The following is a 20187-nucleotide window of genomic DNA, read 5'->3' on the forward strand; positions in this document are numbered from 1 at the left end:
TTCGATGGAAAACAACCGGAACTTCTACATCACCATCGTCTTGTCGGTGCTGATCCTTGGGCTGTGGCAATATTTCTACGTGCTGCCGCGCAGCGAGCGGCAAGCCGAAGCCACGCGCATCGAAGAGCAACGGGCGGCGGAGCAGAAGAAGGCGGCCGAGGCCGCAAATCCCGGCGGCACGACGGCGCCTGCGGCGCCCGGCGCCATCCCGAACGCGCCCGGAACCTATGTCACGACACCGGAAGGCCGCGCGCAGGAAGTGGCCAAGACCGCCCGCGTCAAGATCGATACGCCGAGCCTGTCGGGCTCGATCAACCTGACCGGCGGCCGCCTCGACGACCTCAAGCTCAAGCACTACACCGAGACGGTCGACAAGACCTCGCCGCAGATCCAGCTGCTCAACCCGCAGGCGCTGCCCACCGGTTACTATGCCGAGATCGGCTTTGTCGGCAGCGACACGACCGGCACGGTGCCGGGCCCGGAAACCGTCTGGAGTGTCGACGGCAATGCGACCCTGACGCCGGCGACGCCGGTGACGCTGACCTTCACCAACGACAAGGGCCTGACCTTCAAGCGCACCATTTCGGTCGACAACGACTACATGTTCACCGTTTCCGACGCAGTGCAGAACTCCGGCTCTGCCACTGTCACGCTGTCGAATTACGGCCGCGTCATCCGCTTCGACAAGCCGGCGGTTGCCAGCTCCTATGTGCTGCATGAAGGCCTGATCGGCGTCACCGGCACGGAAGGCCTGCAGGAGCACAAATACGCCGACATCGAGAAGAACAAGCTCTACACGCCGGGCAAGTCGACCGATGGCTGGCTTGGCATCACCGACAAATACTGGGCGGTCACCCTGGTGCCGACCGAGAAGCAGCCGTTCCAGCCGCACTATGCCTATTACGACAATGGCCGCCCGCGCTACCAGTCGGACTTCCTCACCGACCCGATCAGCATTGCCGCCGGTCAGTCGGCGACGGTGGAGACCGAGATTTTTGCCGGCGCCAAGGAAGTCAACAAGATCAACGCCTACGCCCAGGACCGCCAGATCAGGCTGTTCGACCGGTTGATCGATTGGGGATGGTTCATCTGGATCACCAAGCCGATGTTCTACCTGATCGACACGCTCTACAAATTCTTCGGCAATTTCGGCCTGGCCATCCTGGCCACGACGGTCGTCGTCAAGACCATCTTTTTCCCGCTCGCCAACAAATCCTACGCGTCGATGGCGAACATGAAGAAGGTGCAGCCCAAGATGCTCGAGATCCGCGAGAAATACGCGGACGACAAGATGAAGCAGCAACAGGCGATGATGGAGCTGTACAAGACAGAGAAGATCAATCCGCTCGCCGGCTGCTGGCCGGTGGCACTGCAGATCCCGGTGTTCTTCTCGCTCTACAAGGTGCTCTACATCACCATCGAGATGCGGCACGCGCCGTTCTTCGGCTGGATCCAGGATCTGGCCGCGCCGGATCCGACCTCGATCTTCAACCTGTTCGGCCTGCTGCCCTTCGCGCCGCCGGCATTCCTGCCGCATATGGGCGCCTGGGCGGTGGTCATGGGCATCACCATGTTCCTGCAGATGCGCATGAACCCGACGCCGCCGGACCCGACGCAGGCGCAGATCTTCACCTGGATGCCGGTGATCTTCACCTTCATGATGGGCAGCTTCCCGGCCGGCCTCGTCATTTACTGGGCCTGGAACAACACGCTGTCGATCCTGCAGCAGGGCGTGATCATGAAGCGCCAGGGCGCCAAGATCGAGTTGTGGGACAATCTGGCGGCGCTGTTTCGAAAGAAACCATCGCCGGCTGAGTAGCCGGCGCCCATTCCAATCGAAAAACCCCGGCCTGTCCGGGGTTTTTTGTTGGACGAAACGCGCATCACGTTCCCGTGAAGGACGAAACTTGAGCCGCGTGAAGGGCGTGTCTCATCCTGTATCCTCCAGGACGTTCAGGGCGGATCACCCTTCATTGGAAAATTGCTCCGCTGGAGCCGCATCCTCGTGACCTATGTCGCGGGGACATTGGTGCCGGGCAGCCAACATATCATTTAACTATTTGTTTCTATTATATTTTTTGCATTCATTCTTGAAACTATCCCGGGCAATGCCGCGTAACTCTCCCCGACAATCGAATCAACAATTGTCGCAATGGAAGGGTTCTCCAATGACACAGTCCATCCTCAAAGCTCTCTGCATCTCTGCCGTCCTGGCGGCTTCCGGTCTCACCGCCACGACCGTCTACACATTCGCCAATCCCGCCGTCGGCGGCGCCGCCATGTCGACCACGAAGAACATCGTCGAGAACGCCGTCAACTCGCCGATCCACAAGACGCTTGTGGCAGCCGTGAAGGCCGCCGGTCTTGTCGACACGCTGCAGAGCGCCGGTCCGTTCACCGTCTTCGCGCCGACCGATTCCGCCTTCAAGAAGCTGCCGGCCGGCACCGTCGCCACGCTGGTGAAGCCCGAGAACAAGGATAAGCTGACCAAGATCCTGACCGCGCATGTCGTTTCCGGCAAGATCTCGGCCAAGGAGATGATGACCAAGGCCAAGGCGATGGGCGGCAAATATGAAATGAAGACCGTCTCCGGCGACACGCTGACCGCCGAGGTCAAGGGCGGATCGCTCTACATCGTCGACGAATCCGGCGGCGCCGCCAAGGTGACGATCGCCGACGTCAACCAGTCGAACGGCGTCATCCACGTCGTCAACAAGGTGCTCTTGCCGAAGTAACGGCTTCCGGAAAAGGGGATGACGGCAAGTCCGTGACGGCTTTCTCGGCTTGCCATCCCGCCTCGTGACGAGGTGCCATGTGTTGCGCAAGCCGCCTTCGACACGACCGGGGTCCTGCTTGTCCTTCGCAGGGCCCCGGTTTCGTTTTAGCGGGTGAACCGCCCCAGGATCCCTCACGGTTCCGCTCGGGAACCGCCGCTCCACTCCATCGAGCAAGGCTGATAGCGAAGGCTCGCGCGTCGGGCGATTGGTGGTATAGGGCGGATCAGGCTATTTTGAACGACGCCGGCTGCCACTTCTCGACGGACCTCGCCATGGACGGACCCAACCCAGACATCAAGCACCCGATCCCGATGCACACCCGGGTCGGCTTCCTGAAGCCGCTGGTCACGGCGCCGAATATCGAGATCGGGGACTTCACCTACTATGACGATCCGGACGGACCGGACAAATTCGCCGAGCGGTGCGTGCTGCATCACTATCCGTTCATCGGCGACAAGCTCATCATCGGCAAGTTCTGCGCCATCGCCGAAGGGGCGCGTTTCATCATGAACGGCGCCAACCATGCGATGTCCGGCTTCTCGACCTATCCGTTCAACATTTTCGGCCATGGCTGGGAGCACGGCTTCGATCCGAAAACGTGGTCTCAGGAAGTGCGCGGCGACACGATGGTCGGCAATGATGTATGGATCGGCATGGATGCGGTGATCATGCCCGGCGTGTCGATCGGCCATGGCGCCATCGTGGCGGCGAAATCGGTGGTGACGCATGACGTGCCGGCCTATGCGATCGTCGCCGGCAATGCGGCAAAGGTGGTGAAGATGCGCTTCGACGACAGGACCGTGCGGCGACTGCTTTCCGTGGCGTGGTGGAATTGGCCGGTGGACAAGATCGGCCGCAACCTCAATGCCATCAGGGGCGCCGATATTTCCAGGCTGGAGGCAGCGGTTTGAACGCGTTGGGCAACATCGGCGTCGAGCTTTTCACCAAGGGGTGGATCTTCATCCGCGGCGTGCCGGCGATGAAATTCCTGCCGCCGGAAGGGCCGCCGGAAATCGCCTTTGCCGGCCGCTCCAATGTCGGCAAGTCGTCGCTGATCAATGCGCTGGTCGGCCATAACGGGCTGGCGCGCACCTCCAACACGCCGGGGCGCACACAGGAGCTCAACTATTTCGTGCCGGGCGGGTTTTCCGGCGAAGGCACCGACCTGCCGCCAATGGCGCTGGTCGACATGCCGGGCTACGGCTATGCCAGCGCGCCGAAGGAAAAGGTCGACGACTGGACCAAGCTGGTCTTCGACTATCTCAAGGGCCGGGTGACGCTGAAGCGGGTCTATGTGCTGATCGATGCCCGCCACGGCATCAAGGCCAAGGACGACGAGGTGCTGTCGCTGCTCGACAAGGCGGCGGTGTCCTACCAGATCGTGCTGACCAAGACCGACAAGATCAAGGCGGCGGGCGTGCCGAGGCTGATCGAGGAGACGCTGCTGAAAATCAAGAAGCGGCCGGCGGCGTTTCCGTTCGTGCTCGCCACATCATCGGAAAAGGGCGAGGGTCTCGAGGAATTACGCGCGGCGATCGTGCTGGCCGCCAATGGCGGCTGAGCGAGCCAGCTAGGCCTTTGCCTTGGCCTTTGCCTCCAGGGCGATCAGCTGGTGGCTTTCTTCCTCGGCAAGCTTTTCGGTGCCGTAGAACTTCAGGAACATGCCGACGCCCGACCGCACGATGTGTTCGATTTCATCCTGGCTCGGCGCCTTGGTGCGGTAGGCGAAGATGCACTGGCGGAACAGGCCGGCCAGGCACAGTTCGGTGAACTGATAGGCGGCAAGGTCGACATCGTCGATCTTGAGCAGGCCGCGATCGACGGCGGCATTGAGGAACTGCGCCACCTTGTCGTGGCCGCGTTTGGGGCCGCGCTCGTAAAACCGGGCGCCCATGTCGGGTATCCTGTCGGACGCGCCGATGACCGTCCGCTGCGCCTGGATGACCTTGGCCGAGGTGATCTTCATCGACAGCACCTTGCCGAACTTCACCAGCGTCTGGCGCAGATCGTCGGCGCGGTCGAGCATGTCATACATGTTCTTGAAGATGGTGCCGCGCTCTTCCTCGATCAGCGCCTCGAACAGCTCTTCCTTGTTGGCGAAGTAGACATAGATCGTGCCCTTCGAGACGCCGGCCTCGCGGGTGATGTCGTTCATCGACGCCGCTTCGAAGCCCTTGTCGATGAACACACGACGCGCGCCCTCGATGATCTGGCTGCGCTTGACCGGATCCTGGCCCGCCGCCGGGCGGCCGCGGCGCGCGCTGTCCAGCACATCGCACGAATCATTTTCGGCGTCGGCTAACGTGTCGGCCATAAAAGTCACACCTCGCAAAATAATTCGAACCGACTGGTTCGATTGCCCTTGATATGGGCCCACTTTAACGCTATGTCAACGTCCACATCGAACCGAACGGTTCAGTATAACACGATTTGCTCATATAGCGACAGTAGCGAGTTATCATGTCCTCGAACACCCCAACCACGACCGCCGAAGTCCGGCCCTTCCCCACCGCCAAGGTCTCGCCGGTCATCGAAGCTCCGGAAGCGCCCCCCAAGCCTGCCGCCGAAGTTCTGGCCGAGACCCCCGCGAAGAAGCGCTCGGCGCGCTCACTGATGTTGCCGATTATCGGGCTTGCGCTGCTGAGTGCCGGCGCCTGGTATGGCTATAACTACTGGACCGACGGCCGGTTCCTGATCTCGACCGACGACGCCTATGTCCAGGCCGACATGTCATTCGTTTCGCCGAAGATTTCCGGCTATGTCGACAAGGTCGAGGTCTCAGAGAACCAGCAAGTCAAGGCCGGCGACCCGCTGCTGACCATCGATGACGGCGACTACAAGATTGCCGTCGCCCAGGCAGAGGCCCAGATCGCCACCCTGACCAAGACGCTCGACCGCATCGATGCGCAGACCAAGGCGGCACAGGCGTCGTTGCAGCAGGCGCAGGCGCAGAAGGTCGCCGACCAGGCAGCCGCCGACAACGCCGCCCGTGCCCAGCAGCGCGCCGCGCAACTGGTCAAGACCCATGTCGGCACGCAGGCGCAGCTCGACGATGCCCAGACCGCGCTCGACCAGGCCAATGCAGCCCTTGTCGGCGCCGACGCGCAGATCGCCGCTGCGCAGGCCAATATCGGCGTGTTCGAGGCGCAGCGCGCCGAATCCGCCAGCACGCTGGCCTCGCTGCAGCTGAGCCGCGACAAGGCAGCGCGTGATCTGTCCTTCACCGTGCTCAAGGCGCCGTATGACGGCGTCGTCGGCAATCGCTCGGTCGAGCAGGGCGACCTCGTCAGCCCTGGCCAGAAGCTCGCCGTCGTGGTGCCGATGGACAAGCTCTATATCGTCGCCAATTTCAAAGAGACGCAGCTGGCCAAGCTGGTGCCCGGCGAGAAAGTGCGGGTCTCGGTCGACGCCACGGACGGCCATGATTTCGAAGGCACGGTGTCGTCGCTGGCACCGGCTTCGGGCGCGGTGTTCTCGTTGCTGCCGCCGGAAAATGCCACCGGCAACTTCACCAAGGTGGTGCAGCGCGTCCCGGTTCGCATCGAGGTGCCGGCCGATGTGCTGAAGGCGGGCAGGCTGCGCGCCGGCCTCAGCGTCGTCGTCGCCGTCGACAGCCGCACGGCTCCGGCCGCGGCGAACTGAGCGGCCGCCGGGAGAGAACGCCATGGCAACCGCAACCATCACTGCTGGAGCCGTGCCGGCACCCGCCATGCCGGCGGTGCCGACCACCATCTCGACGCGCCGCCTCATCGCTTTCCTGGCGATGGTGTTCGGCATGTTCATGGCGATCCTCGACATCCAGATCGTCTCGGCCTCGCTGGCCGAGATACAGGCCGGCCTGAGCGCCAGTTCCGATGAAATCCCGTGGGTGCAGACCGCCTATCTGATCGCCGAAGTGGTGATGATCCCGCTGTCGGGCTTCCTCAGCCGGATGCTGTCGACGCGCGTGCTGTTTGCAGGCGCCGCGGCCGGCTTCACGGCGGCCAGCGCGCTGGCCGCGACCGCCACCAACATCGACCAGATGATCGTCTACCGCGCCATCCAGGGCTTTATCGGCGGCGGCATGATCCCGAGCGTCTTCGCCGCTGCCTTCACCATCTTCCCGCCATCGCGCCGCGCCATGGTGTCGCCGATGATCGGCCTGGTGGCGACGCTAGCGCCGACCATCGGCCCGACCGTCGGCGGCTATATCAGCCATGCCTTGTCGTGGCACTGGCTGTTCCTGATCAATGTCGTGCCGGGTATTCTGGTGACAGCCGCGACCTGGTCGCTGATCGACTTCGACAAGCCCAATCTCGGACTGTTCAGCAAGTTCGACTGGTGGGGCCTTGCCGGCATGGCGGCGTTCCTCGGCTGCATGGAATATGTGCTCGAGGAAGGTCCTAACCATGACTGGCTGCAGGAACAGGCCGTGTTCATCTGCGCCATCATCATGGTTGTCGGTGCGGTGCTGTTCTTCTGGCGCGCCTTCACCGCCGAGGAGCCGATCGTCGATCTCAGGGCCTTCACCAACGTCAATTTTGCTTTCGGCTCGCTGTTCTCCTTCGTCATCGGCATCGGCCTCTACGGCCTGACCTATCTCTACCCGGTGTTCCTCGGGCGCATCCGCGGCTACGACTCGCTGATGATCGGCGAAGCGCTGTTCGTCAGCGGCCTGGCGATGTTCGTCACCGCGCCGATTTCCGGCATCCTGTCGAGCAAGATGGATTTGCGCGTCATGATGATGATCGGGCTACTCGGCTTTGCCGCCGGCACCTGGTGGATGACGCATCTGACGGCAGACTGGGATTTCTATGAGCTGCTCATCCCGCAGATCCTGCGCGGCTGTTCGATGATGCTGTGCATGGTGCCGATCAACAACATCGCGCTCGGCACCTTGCCCCCGGACCGGTTGAAGAATGCGTCGGGCCTGTTCAATCTGACTCGCAACCTCGGCGGCGCCGTCGGCCTTGCCGTCATCAACACCGTGCTGATCGACCGCAGCGCCTTCCACTACGCAAGGCTGGCCGAGCATGTGGAATGGGGCAGTGCTGCGGCCCAGCAGAAGCTGCAGAACATGACGCTCGACTTCCAGCAGACGCCCGGTCTCGACGCCACCAAGGCGGCGATCTCGAAGCTGTCGGGCATGGTCCAGCAGCAGGCGTCGCTGCTGTCGTTCATGGACGTGTTCACCATGCTGACCGCTCTGTTCGCGATCATGGCTGTTTTCACCATGGTCATCTCCAAGCCGGCGCCGCCTGCGGGCGGTGGCGGCGGAGGCCATTGAGCGCGCCGGACCCCCCGCCTGGCGCCCTCATGCATGACCCCGAAAATCACCCCCGATTTTCGGGGTCATGCTTAAGCATCAACCGCTATCGAGATTTCCCGACCTTTATGCCGCGGCAGGCGGTCCGAACCATCTGGTCAGCGCGTCGGCCAGTCCAGCCGATGTCGGGCCACCGACCCAGGCCACATGACCGTCGGGCCGAACCAATACGGCGCCGGGCGCTTCGACCGCGCCCAGCACAGGCAGCTCCCATGCACCATCATATCTAGCGTCGAACGAGCGAACCCGATCCGCCCATGGGCCGATGTCGAAAGCGCGGGGTTTTCCAAAGTTGAGCAACAACGGTCGCGCGTCGTGCAGCAGCGCAAAGACCCTTTGCGGGCCGTCGGCGGTGACGAGGTCGAGATCCGGCATGCGACGTCCCAGCAATTCGTGGCCCTCGCCGAAATCGTAGCGAATATCCAGGCCGGACATCATGCCCGCAAAACGCCTGCGCGGCTCTTCCATGGCGAGAAGATCGGATACCATGTCTCGCAGCGCCTTTATGCGTTCGTCTTCACGGCGCAGCACGACCGCCGCCATGGTGTTTTTCAACACACGCGCGGCAACCGGGTGGCGCTCGGCCTGATAGGTGTCGAGCAGACTTTCCGGCGCTGTTTTCCTGACCACCTGGGCGAGCTTCCAGCCCAGATTGACCGCGTCCTGCACGCCAAGCTGCATGCCCTGTCCGCCGTCCGGCGGATGCACGTGCGCTGCATCTCCGGCCAGCAGCACCCGTCCCTTGCGGTATGACGCTGCCTGCCGGGCCATATCGGTGAAACGGGAAAGCGACGCCGGATTGTGGACGCCATAGTCGGTTCCGAAGACAGCAATGAGCGCTTCGCTCAGATCGCGCAGCGTGGGCGGCGCGACAGCCCCAACCTCGCGTTCGGTCACCATTACCCGCACGGTCTCGTCGTCCAGCCTGCTGAGACCATGAATGCCCGTTGCATCACGGTGGATGCCCCAGTTCGGCTCCTCTGTTACCTCGACCTCGCCAATCAGGTTGCTGGTCGTCGGATCCGAACCCGCGAACTCGATGCCCGATGCCTTGCGCACGAGACTTCTGCCGCCGTCGCACCCGACGAGGTAATCGGCACGAAGCGACCGGCCATCGCTGAGCGCGACGTCGACGCCGCTGTCATCCTGCACGAAAGCCGTCACCTCGCAGCGACGGTAGATCGTGACGCCAAGCTCTTCGACCCAGTCGGTAAGGATGCGCTCTATATGTTTCTGCCACAAGGCGAGCCCGTAGTTGTGGCGGGTGGGAAAGTCGCTGATGTCGAGCGAAACGCCGGCAAAGCCAGCGACCTGGGCAGTCCGCCCTTGCGCCAGAAACCGGTCGGCAATGCCGCGCTGGTCGAATATCTCGATGGTGCGTGCATGCAGGCCGCCGGAGCGCAGCCCGTCGAGCTCTTGTCCGACGCGCCGCTCGACGATGGCCGCATCGATGCCGGCCAAGGAAAGCTCGCCGGCCAGCATCAGTCCGGTCGGCCCGCCTCCGACGATCACCACAGGATGGGAGATTTGCGAGCGGTCGGCATCAGCACGGCCGGTCGATGTGCGCTCGCCTTGGCGAACGCGTTCTTCAGTTGGTTGCATAGGTCCTGGCCCTCTCGTTAAGGGCTGCGGAATCTACGCATAAAAAGCCGCCTGCCAATTCTTGATTTTAAGAGTTTTGGCCCCATTTTCATGGATAGGGGGCGGTCGTTGCGCCGCCTCCCAAATTCCCGACATCACCAGAAGACGCTGGACGGTCAGGCCGTGGCCGGCTTGAAGCTGAGCGCGACACCGTTGATGCAGTGGCGCAAGCCGGTCGGCGCCGGGCCATCATCGAAGACATGGCCGAGATGGCCGCCGCAGCGGCGGCAGTGGACCTCGGTGCGAGTCATGCCGAGCGAACGGTCCTCGGTCTTGCCGACGGCGTTGGCAATCTCTTGCCAGAAGCTCGGCCAGCCGGTGCCGGAATCGAACTTGGTCTCCGAGGGATAGACCGGCAGGTCGCAGCCCGCGCAGGCGAAAATACCCTTGCGGTGCTCGTTGAGCAGCGGGCTGGTGCCGGGATATTCGGTGCCTTCCTTGCGCAGCACGTTGAAGGCTTCGTCGGACAGGATGGCGTGCCACTCGGCATCGGTCTTGGTGACCTCGAAAGTTTCGGCCGCCCTGGCGGTCTGGGTTCCGCCCATGCGCAACGTTGCCGCCGCGCCGGCCACGGCAGCGATGGCGGCGCCGCTCAAAAGCAAATCTCGACGGTTCATGACAGAAATCCTCCTGCGAGTTGTTTTGCCAAATTTGGCCGCCACTGGAAAATCAAAAGCCGGTGACGGTGGCCTCTGCAAACGAACGCTCCACACCGGCTCCGCGCTTGCTGCGGACGGGATGGAGCGCTCGGTCGTTTGCGTGGCCCACGGGGACACGAGCCGCGCAACCTGCAGGGAGCCTTGACAACTGTTCGTCGGCGGCAGGCGCTTTGTTACATCTTCGGCAGCAGGACCTTGTCGATGACGTGGATGACGCCGTTGGACTGCTCGACATCGGCGATCGTCACATTGGCGACATTGCCGTTCTCGTCGGTGACGGTGACCTTTCCGCCATCGGCCTTGAGCGACAGCTCGCAGCCGCCGACCGTCTTGACCTTGTGGGTGCCGCCGTCGGCCTTGGCCATGGCGGCGACATCCGCGCCCATCGCCTTGGCGCCGATGACATGGCAGGTCAGGATCTTGGTGAGCTTGTCCTTGTTTTCGGGCTTGAGCAGCGTCTCGACCGTGCCGGCCGGAAGGGCGGCAAAGGCGTCATTGGTCGGCGCGAAGACGGTGAACGGGCCGGCGCCCTGCAACGTCTCGACCAGGCCGGCAGCCTTGACGGCCGCAACCAACGTCGTGTGGTCCTTCGAATTGACGGCGTTCTCGACGATGTTCTTGTCGGCGAACATGGCGGCGCCGCCAACCATCGGGTTCTCGGCATAGGCAGTGGTGGCGAGCGCGGAGACGGCAATGGTACCGGCGAGCAAAAGGGTGGCGATTCTACGCATATTGTTCGGACTCCTCGGGTTATTGTTCCTCTTTCGGGAACATAAGGAGATACGGAGAAGAACTGCTTGAGTTTCCGCGCGCCGGAAAAATTATTCTTTATTTTGTCGGCGAATTACATTTTCGGGGGACCGAATCATTAATTTTCGCCGCCGGCGGCCAAAACGAAAACAGCGGAAGATATACTTCCGCTGCTCCTCATGACCACGTCATGACCTTGAGGTCTATCAGATGCCCTTCAGATCGCCCGCGGCAACGACCGGTCCGGTCGGTTGTCCGGTCGGCGAACCACCCGTCGGTTCGACGCTGACGGCGAGCACGGCGCCTTGCGCCAGCTTCTGCTGCACGGCCGGTGTAACCGGGATGTGCGTGGTCTGGCCGGCGGGAATGATGCCCATCGAGACCGGCGCATTCTTGCCTTCGATCATCCACAGCTCGAAGTCCTTGCCGGCGGCGCGTTCGCCCGAAACCAGCGACAGGCCGACATCGCGGCGTGCGGCGTCGTAGACGACGAGGTATTTGACATCGCTGCCATCGGCAGCCAGCGACGCGACAAGGCGCTCCTGCGGCACGACGACCGGCGGCCTGACGTAAGGCACGGCGACGTAAAGCACCAGCGCGGCGAGAGCCGCTGCGGTGAGGCCGCGCCAGAAGGCGAGGCTGGCCCACAGGCTGCCGCTCGGCGCCGCGGTGGTCGACGCTGCGGTGGAGGAGAACAGCCGGCGATCGATGGCCGGCTTGATCGTGGCCGGCGGCTCGACTTCCGCATAGGCGGCGGCCATAGGCGAAAGGTGAACCTCCCAGGAATCGACGAGACGAGCGAACCCGGTCTCCGCGTCGATACGTCCGGAGGCTATCTGGCGTTCATCCGCCGGCAGCACACCGAGAACGTATTCGGCTGCGAGCAGGTCGTCGCCTCCGCGTTCCGGTCCATTTTCTTCTGCCAGGGTCATCTTTCCAGACATTCTCTAAGTTTCAACAGGCTGCGGCGCAGCCATGTTCGCATCGTGTTCAGAGGAACCTTGTGACGTTCCGCGAGGTCGGCGTAACTTTCGCCGTTCAAATAAGCACCCCGGACGGCTTGCGCCCGGTCTTGTTCCAACTCTTCGAGGCACTGGTAGATGCGCTCGGATTCGCCGCCCGCAACAACCATAGCCTCAGGCCCCGGACCCGGGTCAGCGACGTCGAGCGCGGCATCGATATCGGCAGCAGGCTTGCGCCGCGATCTGATGCGATCAATCGCATGATTGCGCGCTATGGCTACCAGCCAGGAGATTGGGCTGAGATCAGAAACGGTGAAACGATCGGCCTTGGTCCAGACTTTGACGAAGACTTCCTGCAGCGCTTCTTCCGCATCTCCCCGGTCCTTCAATACACGAAGGCACACGCCGAAAAGTTTCGCGCTGGTCTGCCGGTAGAGCAGGTCAAACGCAGCCCGATCCTTCATCGAAGTCCGGACAATCAGGGTGGAGATGTCCTGCGGCGTCATGCCGACAAGCTAGGCGATTGCGATTTACTTGCAAAGGCGGAATTGGTGTTCTCCACGCAAACGTCGTCCCAGCCGAATGGCGAGTAATTGTCGGTCGATTGCCAAGGAAATCCGCTGTCGTTAGCCTCTCATCAAAAGGGGAAAGCGATGTCGGCCGAACGGACGCTGTGGGAAAACGATGCAACCGGCCTGGCAGAGCTGGTACATAGCGGCGAAATCTCGCCGCAAGACCTTGTCGATGCGGCGATCGCGTGCGCCGAGGCCACCCGCCCCGACATCAACGCCATTGCCGAGCCGCTCTACGATGCGGCGCGGACACGGGCGAAATCCGTCGACCGCACCCTGCCTTTGGCCGGCGTTCCCTTTGCGCTGAAGGACCTCGGCATCGCCATCAAGGGCGTGCCGACGCATACCGGCAGCCGCATTCCGGCTTTCACCGCCGACTTCAATTCGGTGATGACCGAGCGCTATCTCGCTGCCGGGCTCATTCCGGTCGCAACCAGCACCTCGCCCTCCGAATCGGCCGCCTTCGGCATCACCCGCAATCCGTGGAACACGGACCACACCAGCGGCGGCTCGTCCGGGGGTGCGGCAGCACTTGTAGCCGCGGGTGTGGTGCCGGCGGCGCATGCCTCGGATGGCGGCGGCTCGATCCGGGTGCCCGCAGCCTGCTCTGGCTGGCTGACGCGGCGGGCGCCGCTGAAGGTGCCGGGCTAGATCGCGCCGTCTCTGCGATTTCATCATTGTGACAGCAAAGCCGTTTGCGGCCTGCGCCAATTCCCGCTAAGACGCCGCCGTCCTTACCCACATCCAGGGAACCACGCCGATGACGGAGATAACCGCCACCGCCGAAATGCAGGCCGCCCTGCTTTCGCGGGCACTGCCTTATATGCAGCGCTACGAGCACAAGACCGTGGTGGTGAAATATGGCGGCCATGCCATGGGCGATATCGAACTCGGCAAGGCCTTTGCCCGCGACATCGCGCTGTTGAAGCAGTCCGGCGTCAACCCGATCGTCGTCCATGGCGGCGGCCCGCAGATCGGCGCCATGCTGGCCAAGATGGGCATCGAATCGAAGTTCGAGGGCGGCCTGCGCGTTACCGACCAGAAGACCGTCGAGATCGTCGAGATGGTGCTGGCTGGTTCGATCAACAAGGAGATCGTGGCGCTGATCAATGCCGAAGGCGAATGGGCGATCGGCCTGTGCGGCAAGGACGGCAACATGGTGTTCGCCGAAAAGGCGCGCAAGACCATGATCGACCCGGACTCCAACATCGAGCGCGTGCTCGATCTCGGTTTCGTCGGCGAACCGGTCGAGGTCGACCGCACGCTGCTCGACCTTCTGGCGCGCTCCGAAATGATCCCGGTGCTGGCGCCGGTGGCGCCCGGCCGCGACGGCCACACCTACAACATCAATGCCGATACTTTTGCCGGCGCCATTGCCGGCGCCTGCCAGGCGACGCGCCTTCTGTTCCTGACCGACGTGCCCGGCGTGCTCGACAAGAACAAGAAGCTGATCGATGAGCTGACGGTGGCCGAGGCCAAGGCGCTGATCAAGGACGGCACCGTGTCGGGCGGCATGATCCCCAAGGTCGAGACCTGCATCGAGGCGATCGAGCGCGGCGTCGAAGGCGTCGTCATCCTCAACGGCAAGACGCCGCATTCGGTGCTGCTCGAACTGTTCACCGAACACGGCGCCGGCACGCTGATCGTGCCCTGAGCCGCAGCTGGCCGCAGCCCGTCGATCAGGCTGCCAGTTCTGTCAAGCGGGTTGAGGCAGGCGCGCGATGACCTTTATCTCGAAGTCGAAGCCGGCTAACCAATTGACGCCGACCGCAGTCCAGTTGGTGTAGGGCGGCTCACCGAACGCCTTCAGCCGGACGGCGTCGATCGCGCCCCATTGCGCGGCCGGATCGGTGTGGAAGGTGGTGACATCAACGATGTCGTCGAACGTGCAGCCGGCGGCCTTCAGGACGGCTGCGAGATTGTCGAAGGCAAGCTGGACCTGCTTTTCGAAGACCGGTTCCGGCGAGCCGTCCTCGCGGCTGCCGACCTGACCCGAGATGAACAGGAAGTCGCCTGAGCGGATTGCCGCCGAATAGCGGTTGATCTCGTACAGAGCCTGCCGGCCGGCAGGGAAGATAGCGTCACGTTTGGTCATTTTCACTCCATTCAGACGTGGCAGATCGGATCTCCCGACGATCGCGGCCTGCGTTCCATTGTCCGGAGCAGTTTACATACGCCCCGTACGTCTGAGATGGGCACATACGGGGCGTATGTCAATACACATACGCCCCGTATATTTGTGATACAGCTGAACCCAGTCATGCTTCGGGCGAGATCGCCACGCCCGCTTCGGTAGACTTGCGCGGCGGCCGCATGACGACCATCGATTCCTCTTCGGCATCCTGCGGCGCGCCCCAGAATTCGACGAGCGTCGGCCCATCCTTCAGCCGGTGGTCCCGGGCCAAAAAGCCCCAGACCTCGCGGAACCAGACGCGGCGGCCCATTTGCGTATACCAGCGCATCGAATGGCGTTGTTCGGGATCGGGATGGAAGAGAATGCGCGCCAACGCCTTCGGCCGCGACTGCACCGCGACTTCGATCAGCTTGACCGAGACGAACAGCATCCACGGTTTCAGCCGCGTCATCTGCAGCACCTGGTGCTTGTAGTCCCACAGCCGGGCATCCGCCTGGATCACCTTGCGGTCCCGGGCGATGCGAAAGAACGGCGTCCAGCGGTGCGGCGTGACATAGAGCGCCTGGATCTGGTCGGGGTCATAGGCAAGCAGCTGGCGAAAGCCGCGCCACAGGTCGCGCAAGGTCTCGTCCTCGAAACCGGCCACCCATGTCGCCATCGACAAGATGCCGTGCTGACGCAGCAGCCGGATCGCCTCACGATCGGATGAAGTGCTGCCGCCCTTGCGGATCAGCTGCAGCGTCTGCTCGTCGGTGTTTTCCATGCCGAGCAGCCAGCGGATGACGCCGGCCTTGCGGTAGAGATGCAGGATGTCGGCATCGCGCACGATGTCGTCGGCGCGGGTCGAGCCGACGATCAGCACCGGCACGTTCTCGGCGATCATGGCGTCGAGAAAGGCGCGCCACGCTTTCTTCGACACGGTCGGGTTCTCGTCGGCGAGGTTGATCAGTTCGACGCCGTGCTCGCGATGCAGCCAGGCGATCTCCTGTGCAAATTTCTTGGGATCGCGATGTCGCCAGCGGGTCCAGAAACCGCGCTGGCCGCAATAATTGCACAGATGCGGGCAGCCGCGCGAAAACTGCATGACCACGGCGCGCTTGCCGCCCCAATAACTGTAGCGGCGATGGTCGATCAGCTCCCAGCCGACGCGATAGTCGTCGAGAGCGGCGATGGTGGCGGCCGGCTGCGTCGCGAAGGGACGGCCGAGATCGTCGCGATAGGCGATGCCTGCGACTTCGGCCAACGGTCGGCGCTTGTCCAGCGCCTCGATGAGGGCAACGATGGTTGCCTCGCCCTCGCCGCGCACGATGAAGTCGAAAATGTCCGTTGCCGCCAGTATGTCGCGCCAGTGATAGGTCGGGAACACGCCGCCATAAATCACCAGCGTTGCCGGCTCGAGCGCCTTGACCATGCGGGCGATGGCGAACGCGGTGGGATGCGCCGAGGTCGAGCCGGAATGACCGATCAAGATGCCGTCGGGCTGGCCGCTCAGGGCATCGCGCACAAGGGTGTCCAATGGCATCGGCCCGAATTCGGCATCGATCAGCCGCACATCATGGCCGGCGTCGAGCAGCGGCCCGCCAATTGCCAGAAGGCCAAGCGGCGGCAGATGGTCGTCGGGCACGCGGCTGCCGATGGCGGTGTGCGGTGGATTGATCAGCACAATGTTCAAGACGGACCTCTGGCTAAGTCGGTCCGCATGCGGTAGCCGGCGTTTCAGATCGGCAATTGGGCTCCGTTCAGCAGTTTGCGTGCAGCTTTTCCGCAGAAATGGCGATGCCGAACCTTACCGCCTGAGATGAGCGAGCGGCACGTGGCCGGGGCCCTTGATGTTCTGCAGCACCAGCTGCGTGTGGACGTCGCGCACGCCCGAAAGCCGCATCAGCCGGTGCATGACGAAGGCGTTGAGCTCGTCGACCGACGGCACCATGACATGCAGCAGGAAATCGTGGTCGCCGGTCATCGTCCAGCAGGAAGACACTTCGTCCATGCGCTGCACGGCGGCAATGAAGGTTTCTGGCGAACCGTCGCTGTGGCTGACCAGCCGCACCTCGATGAACACCTCGACCATCAGGCCAACGGCGCGGCGGCTGAGCACGGCGGCGAAGCCCTTGATGATGCCGGCCTCCTGCAGCGCCTCGAAGCGGCGCGCGCATGGTGTCGTCGACAGGCCGATCTCCTGCGCCAGTTCGGATACGGGTTTTCTCCCGTCGCGCTGCAGGATGTCGAGCATCTTGATCTCGAAATCGTCAAACTGAGGCATTTTCACTCTCCTTCAGCTTTCGTGTGGTGACTTTTACCTCAAATCCTGTCTCCAAGCCATCATCAAAGCTGAATTGCCTCGCCGACTGCCGCTACATTTGGCGAACAGATTCGAAGTGTCATGATCAGGGGAGAAGAACCATGACGACGATGAGCGTTGCCGAGTATGCCCGTGATTGCGCGGCCCAAGGCCTGCGCGGCGACTATTCGGTGTGCCGTTCCGACTTCACCGTGGCGCAAGGCTATGACTACAGCGCCGAGGAACAGGCGGTGTGGCGCACGCTGTGCGACCGCCAGACCAAACTGACCCAAAAACTGGCGCACCACTCCTATCTCGACGGCGTCGCCACGCTCGGCCTGCTGGACAGGATCCCGGATTTCAGCGCGGTCAGCGAGAAGCTGCGCAAGCTGACCGGCTGGGAAATCGTCGCCGTTCCCGGCCTCATTCCGGCCGCGCCCTTCTTCGACCATCTCGCCAATCGCCGCTTTCCGGTGACCAACTGGCTGCGGACGAAGGAAGAACTCGACTACATCGTCGAACCCGACATGTTCCACGACTTCTTCGGCCATGTGCCCATCCTGACGCAGCCGGTGTTTGCCGATTTCATGCAGATGTACGGCGAGAAGGCCGAGAGCGTGATTGCGCTGGGTGGCGACGAGATGATCACCCGCCTTTATTGGTACACCGCCGAATACGGGCTGATGCAGGAGAAGGGCCAGCCGCTGAAAGCTTTCGGCGCCGGGCTGATGTCGTCCTTCACCGAATTGCAGTTCGCCGTCGACAGCAAGGATGCGCATCACGTGCCCTTCGACCTCGAAACGGTGATGCGCACCGGCTACGAGATCGACAAGTTCCAGCGCGCCTATTTCGTGCTGCCGTCCTTCGACGTGTTGCGCGATGCGTTCCGGACCGCCGATTTCAAGGCGATCGTTGCCCGCCGCAAGGGGCAGCCCGCGCTCGACCCGGCGACGGTCTAGCAAATCCGGAACCGGTGTTTAAGGCGTTGCGCCCGGAAACAAAGACCTGAAGCGCGTCGCGTGAATCCGTTTCAACGCGACGCGCTTCGGGCGCTCGATCCCGCTGGCCTATTGCATGGCGGACGGGTTCATCCACAGGAACTCCCAAACGTTGCCGTCGGGGTCTTCGATGTGGCGGTTGAACATGAAACCGAGATCCTGCGCAGGGTTGGGATCGGCGCGGCCGCCGGCCGCTACGCCCTTCTCGACTATCGCATTGACCTCGTCCTTGCTGTCTGTGGTGAGCGCGATCAGCATCTGGCTGTCACGCTTGGCGTCGCCGATCTGCCGTGCCGTGAACTGGCTGTAATGTCCGTGCGTCAGCAGCATGACCCCAATGGAGTCTGAGAACATGATCGAGCTGGCCTGGTCGTTCGAGAACTGCGGATTGAGCGTGCCCCCGATCGCGAGATAGAACTTGGTCGCTGCCTGCAGATCGCGCACCGGTAGATTGAGGAAGATCATCTTGGTCATCGGTCTAAGCCTTGCCTTCGTTGACAGGTACTAGTCAGTCCAGTACCGTTTTCATGGCTATCACGTGGGAACGGTACCGTCTAGTACCGGTCAAGGGGGCGCGATGAAAATCGACGGTGAGACGAGATCGGCACGCAAGGATCGTGAAATCATCCAGGCGGCCACGGCGGCGTTCATCGCTAAGGGTTATGACGGGACCAGCATGGAAGAAATCGCTACCAGGGCAGGAGCTTCCAAGCAGACCGTCTACAAGCATTTCACCGACAAGGAGACGCTGTTCGGCGAAGTCGTTCTGTCGACCGCTACACAAGCCAACGACATCATCGAGTCCGTGACGACGCTGCTTTCCGAGGCGAAATTCATGGAGGGTGGCCTGCGGCAGCTTGCTCGACGTTTGATAGCGGTTCTCATGGATGAAGAGTTGTTGAAGCTGCGGCGCCTAATTATCGCCAACGCGGATCGAATGCCGCAGCTTGGCCGCAGTTGGTACGAAAAGGGCTTCGAGCGCATGCTTGGCTCAATGGCGTCCTGCTTTCAAAAGCTCACCAGTCGAGGACTGATACAAACCAGTGATCCCCATCTGGCAGCCAGCCATTTTTTTGGAATGCTTCTTTGGATCCCCATGAACGAAGCCATGTTCACGGGAAGCAACCGGCGTTCCAAAGCCGAACTCGAACGACACGCGGATGCCTCGGTGGAGGCGTTTCTTGCCGCCTATGGGATCCAGCCGAAATAGTCTCGTCCCTGCCGACATATGCAGTGCAAACACACAGGCATCCCTATCGCTCGGCGTCCGGTCCCTCGGCCTTCAGTCGCGCCAGCTGGTCGCGCTGCAGGTCGAGTGCGGCGTGGACGAAGCGCGATATGGTGGCGAGTTCCGCGTCGCTGAAGGTGGCGACGACCTTCTCGCCTTCGCGTGCGATGGCGCCGTAGTAGCGCTCCGACAGCTCGCGCGTCGCCTCGGTCGCCTCGATCACCACCTTGCGCCTGTCTTCCAGACTGCGCGTCCGGGTCAAGTAGCCGCGTGCCTCCAGCCGGTCGATCAGCGCGGTCACGGCGGCCGGCGTCAGGCCGGTTGCGATCGCGATGGCGCCGGCCGATTGCGGGCGGCCGTAAAGCAGCCCGATGCAATGGCGTTCGGCCATGTTCAGCCCAAGCCTTGCCCCCACTGCTTCATCATAGGCCTGCGTCGCGTCCTGCCACTGCATGATGGCCAGGCCGATGGCCGTCGTCATGTCGTCACGATTCCGGCTTGACGACTTTATTTCGATCATCTAACTATCAATCCGTCTAACATTTAGACCATTGCATCAATATGCGGCTGCGGCCCGGACATAGCAAGGGGCCAGCCGACCAGGAGTGAAAAATGAGCCTGATTCAACAGCGTGCACCCCTCTCGCACGAGGAAGAGTACAAATATGCCGAGATGGCGATGAAATGGTATGGCTGGGGCTCGCCCATCGGCCTCGGCATACTGCTGGTGGCGCTGGCCGCCGCGGCTGTGCTGGTGCGCATCGCCGTCTACGGCCTCTAGGGCAATTGCAGGAAAAGTGTGTAGCGGTTTTCCGTCCGGAATTGCGTAAATCGCTACAACTCAGCACCATCTTCCCAAAGGCGCGCCAAGGCGGCGCCGG

General features: G+C 62.5%; 22 protein-coding genes. 11 read left to right on the forward strand and 11 right to left on the reverse strand.

Going from position 1 to position 20187, the window contains the following annotated elements; genetic code table 11:
* The first annotated feature begins 4 nt into the window (after positions 1-4).
* The 4 genes from yidC (at position 5) to yihA (ending at position 4338) form a co-directional block, all read left to right on the forward strand.
* A complete protein-coding gene (gene yidC, locus AC1D1N_RS04890; RefSeq protein WP_477346964.1) occupies positions 5-1819 on the forward strand; it encodes a membrane protein insertase YidC in 1815 nt (604 codons plus the stop codon).
* A gap of 349 nt (positions 1820-2168) precedes the next feature.
* On the forward strand, positions 2169-2735 hold the full coding sequence (locus AC1D1N_RS04895) for a fasciclin domain-containing protein (RefSeq protein ID WP_352582847.1): 567 nt from the start codon (positions 2169-2171) through the stop codon (positions 2733-2735).
* Between the two features lie 314 nt (positions 2736-3049).
* Complete coding sequence (locus AC1D1N_RS04900) at positions 3050-3688, forward strand: CatB-related O-acetyltransferase (protein WP_192256958.1); 639 nt, start codon at positions 3050-3052, stop codon at positions 3686-3688.
* Complete coding sequence (gene yihA / locus AC1D1N_RS04905; RefSeq protein WP_352582849.1) at positions 3685-4338, forward strand: ribosome biogenesis GTP-binding protein YihA/YsxC; 654 nt, start codon at positions 3685-3687, stop codon at positions 4336-4338. Before AC1D1N_RS04900 ends, yihA begins: the two co-directional genes overlap by 4 nt.
* Positions 4339-4347: 9 nt before the next feature.
* Here yihA and AC1D1N_RS04910 read toward each other — a convergent pair whose 3' ends face one another.
* Complete coding sequence (locus AC1D1N_RS04910; RefSeq protein ID WP_477346967.1) at positions 4348-5091, reverse strand: TetR/AcrR family transcriptional regulator; 744 nt, start codon at positions 5089-5091, stop codon at positions 4348-4350.
* Positions 5092-5237: 146 nt separating this feature from the next.
* Between AC1D1N_RS04910 and AC1D1N_RS04915 the strand changes: the two genes are divergently transcribed.
* Positions 5238-6419: an HlyD family secretion protein gene (locus tag AC1D1N_RS04915; protein ID WP_477346969.1), complete on the forward strand. Its 1182-nt coding sequence runs from the start codon at positions 5238-5240 to the stop codon at positions 6417-6419.
* Between the two features lie 22 nt (positions 6420-6441).
* Positions 6442-8043: a DHA2 family efflux MFS transporter permease subunit gene (locus AC1D1N_RS04920; protein WP_112559005.1), complete on the forward strand. Its 1602-nt coding sequence runs from the start codon at positions 6442-6444 to the stop codon at positions 8041-8043.
* Positions 8044-8148: 105 nt separating this feature from the next.
* Here AC1D1N_RS04920 and AC1D1N_RS04925 read toward each other — a convergent pair whose 3' ends face one another.
* From AC1D1N_RS04925 to AC1D1N_RS04945, 5 genes are all read right to left on the reverse strand, one after another.
* The gene (locus AC1D1N_RS04925; RefSeq protein ID WP_436257533.1) at positions 8149-9684 is read right to left on the reverse strand and encodes an FAD-dependent monooxygenase; all 1536 of its coding nucleotides are present in this window, start codon (positions 9682-9684) and stop codon (positions 8149-8151) included.
* A gap of 155 nt (positions 9685-9839) precedes the next feature.
* Positions 9840-10340 carry a peptide-methionine (R)-S-oxide reductase MsrB gene (gene msrB / locus AC1D1N_RS04930; protein WP_142870185.1) on the reverse strand — a complete coding sequence of 167 codons (501 nt, stop codon included), beginning with the start codon at positions 10338-10340 and terminating at the stop codon, positions 9840-9842.
* 215 nt (positions 10341-10555) lie between these two features.
* On the reverse strand, positions 10556-11113 hold the full coding sequence (locus AC1D1N_RS04935; protein ID WP_112559008.1) for a fasciclin domain-containing protein: 558 nt from the start codon (positions 11111-11113) through the stop codon (positions 10556-10558).
* A 225-nt stretch (positions 11114-11338) separates the two neighbouring features.
* Positions 11339-12064 carry an anti-sigma factor gene (locus tag AC1D1N_RS04940; RefSeq protein WP_112559009.1) on the reverse strand — a complete coding sequence of 242 codons (726 nt, stop codon included), beginning with the start codon at positions 12062-12064 and terminating at the stop codon, positions 11339-11341.
* Positions 12061-12600 carry a sigma-70 family RNA polymerase sigma factor gene (locus AC1D1N_RS04945; protein ID WP_436257532.1) on the reverse strand — a complete coding sequence of 180 codons (540 nt, stop codon included), beginning with the start codon at positions 12598-12600 and terminating at the stop codon, positions 12061-12063. Before AC1D1N_RS04945 ends, AC1D1N_RS04940 begins: the two co-directional genes overlap by 4 nt.
* 147 nt (positions 12601-12747) lie before the next feature.
* On the opposite strand from AC1D1N_RS04945, the gene AC1D1N_RS04950 reads away from it, so the two are divergent.
* Both AC1D1N_RS04950 and argB read left to right on the forward strand, forming a co-directional pair.
* Positions 12748-13317, forward strand: coding sequence for an amidase family protein (locus tag AC1D1N_RS04950; RefSeq protein ID WP_436257531.1), 570 nt, complete (start codon positions 12748-12750; stop codon positions 13315-13317).
* 109 nt (positions 13318-13426) lie between these two features.
* Complete coding sequence (gene argB, locus AC1D1N_RS04955) at positions 13427-14320, forward strand: acetylglutamate kinase (RefSeq protein WP_112559011.1); 894 nt, start codon at positions 13427-13429, stop codon at positions 14318-14320.
* Between the two features lie 42 nt (positions 14321-14362).
* On the opposite strand, the gene AC1D1N_RS04960 is transcribed toward argB, so the two are convergent.
* The 3 genes from AC1D1N_RS04960 to AC1D1N_RS04970 all read right to left on the reverse strand — a co-directional run bounded on the left by AC1D1N_RS04960 (position 14363) and on the right by AC1D1N_RS04970 (position 17063).
* Entirely contained in the window at positions 14363-14761 is a 399-nt protein-coding gene (locus tag AC1D1N_RS04960; protein ID WP_436257530.1) for a RidA family protein, read from the reverse strand.
* Between the two features lie 163 nt (positions 14762-14924).
* Positions 14925-16472, reverse strand: a complete 1548-nt coding sequence (gene bchE / locus AC1D1N_RS04965) for a magnesium-protoporphyrin IX monomethyl ester anaerobic oxidative cyclase (RefSeq protein WP_436257529.1) — start codon at positions 16470-16472, stop codon at positions 14925-14927.
* A gap of 114 nt (positions 16473-16586) precedes the next feature.
* On the reverse strand, positions 16587-17063 hold the full coding sequence (locus AC1D1N_RS04970) for an Lrp/AsnC family transcriptional regulator (protein WP_112559150.1): 477 nt from the start codon (positions 17061-17063) through the stop codon (positions 16587-16589).
* Between the two features lie 140 nt (positions 17064-17203).
* Here AC1D1N_RS04970 and phhA point away from each other — a divergent pair, with 140 nt between their 5' ends.
* Positions 17204-18040, forward strand: coding sequence for a phenylalanine 4-monooxygenase (gene phhA / locus AC1D1N_RS04975; RefSeq protein ID WP_436257528.1), 837 nt, complete (start codon positions 17204-17206; stop codon positions 18038-18040).
* 108 nt (positions 18041-18148) lie between these two features.
* On the opposite strand, the gene AC1D1N_RS04980 is transcribed toward phhA, so the two are convergent.
* On the reverse strand, positions 18149-18553 hold the full coding sequence (locus tag AC1D1N_RS04980; protein ID WP_352582868.1) for a VOC family protein: 405 nt from the start codon (positions 18551-18553) through the stop codon (positions 18149-18151).
* 103 nt (positions 18554-18656) lie between these two features.
* Between AC1D1N_RS04980 and AC1D1N_RS04985 the strand changes: the two genes are divergently transcribed.
* Entirely contained in the window at positions 18657-19289 is a 633-nt protein-coding gene (locus AC1D1N_RS04985) for a TetR/AcrR family transcriptional regulator (RefSeq protein ID WP_436257527.1), read from the forward strand.
* A gap of 43 nt (positions 19290-19332) precedes the next feature.
* Here AC1D1N_RS04985 and AC1D1N_RS04990 read toward each other — a convergent pair whose 3' ends face one another.
* A complete protein-coding gene (locus tag AC1D1N_RS04990) occupies positions 19333-19827 on the reverse strand; it encodes a MarR family winged helix-turn-helix transcriptional regulator (protein WP_477346975.1) in 495 nt (164 codons plus the stop codon).
* A gap of 92 nt (positions 19828-19919) precedes the next feature.
* Between AC1D1N_RS04990 and AC1D1N_RS04995 the strand changes: the two genes are divergently transcribed.
* Entirely contained in the window at positions 19920-20087 is a 168-nt protein-coding gene (locus AC1D1N_RS04995) for a hypothetical protein (RefSeq protein WP_181059834.1), read from the forward strand.
* Positions 20088-20187: the final 100 nt, after the last annotated feature.

It is taken from the genome of Mesorhizobium sp. P2_B5, assembly GCF_056404775.1.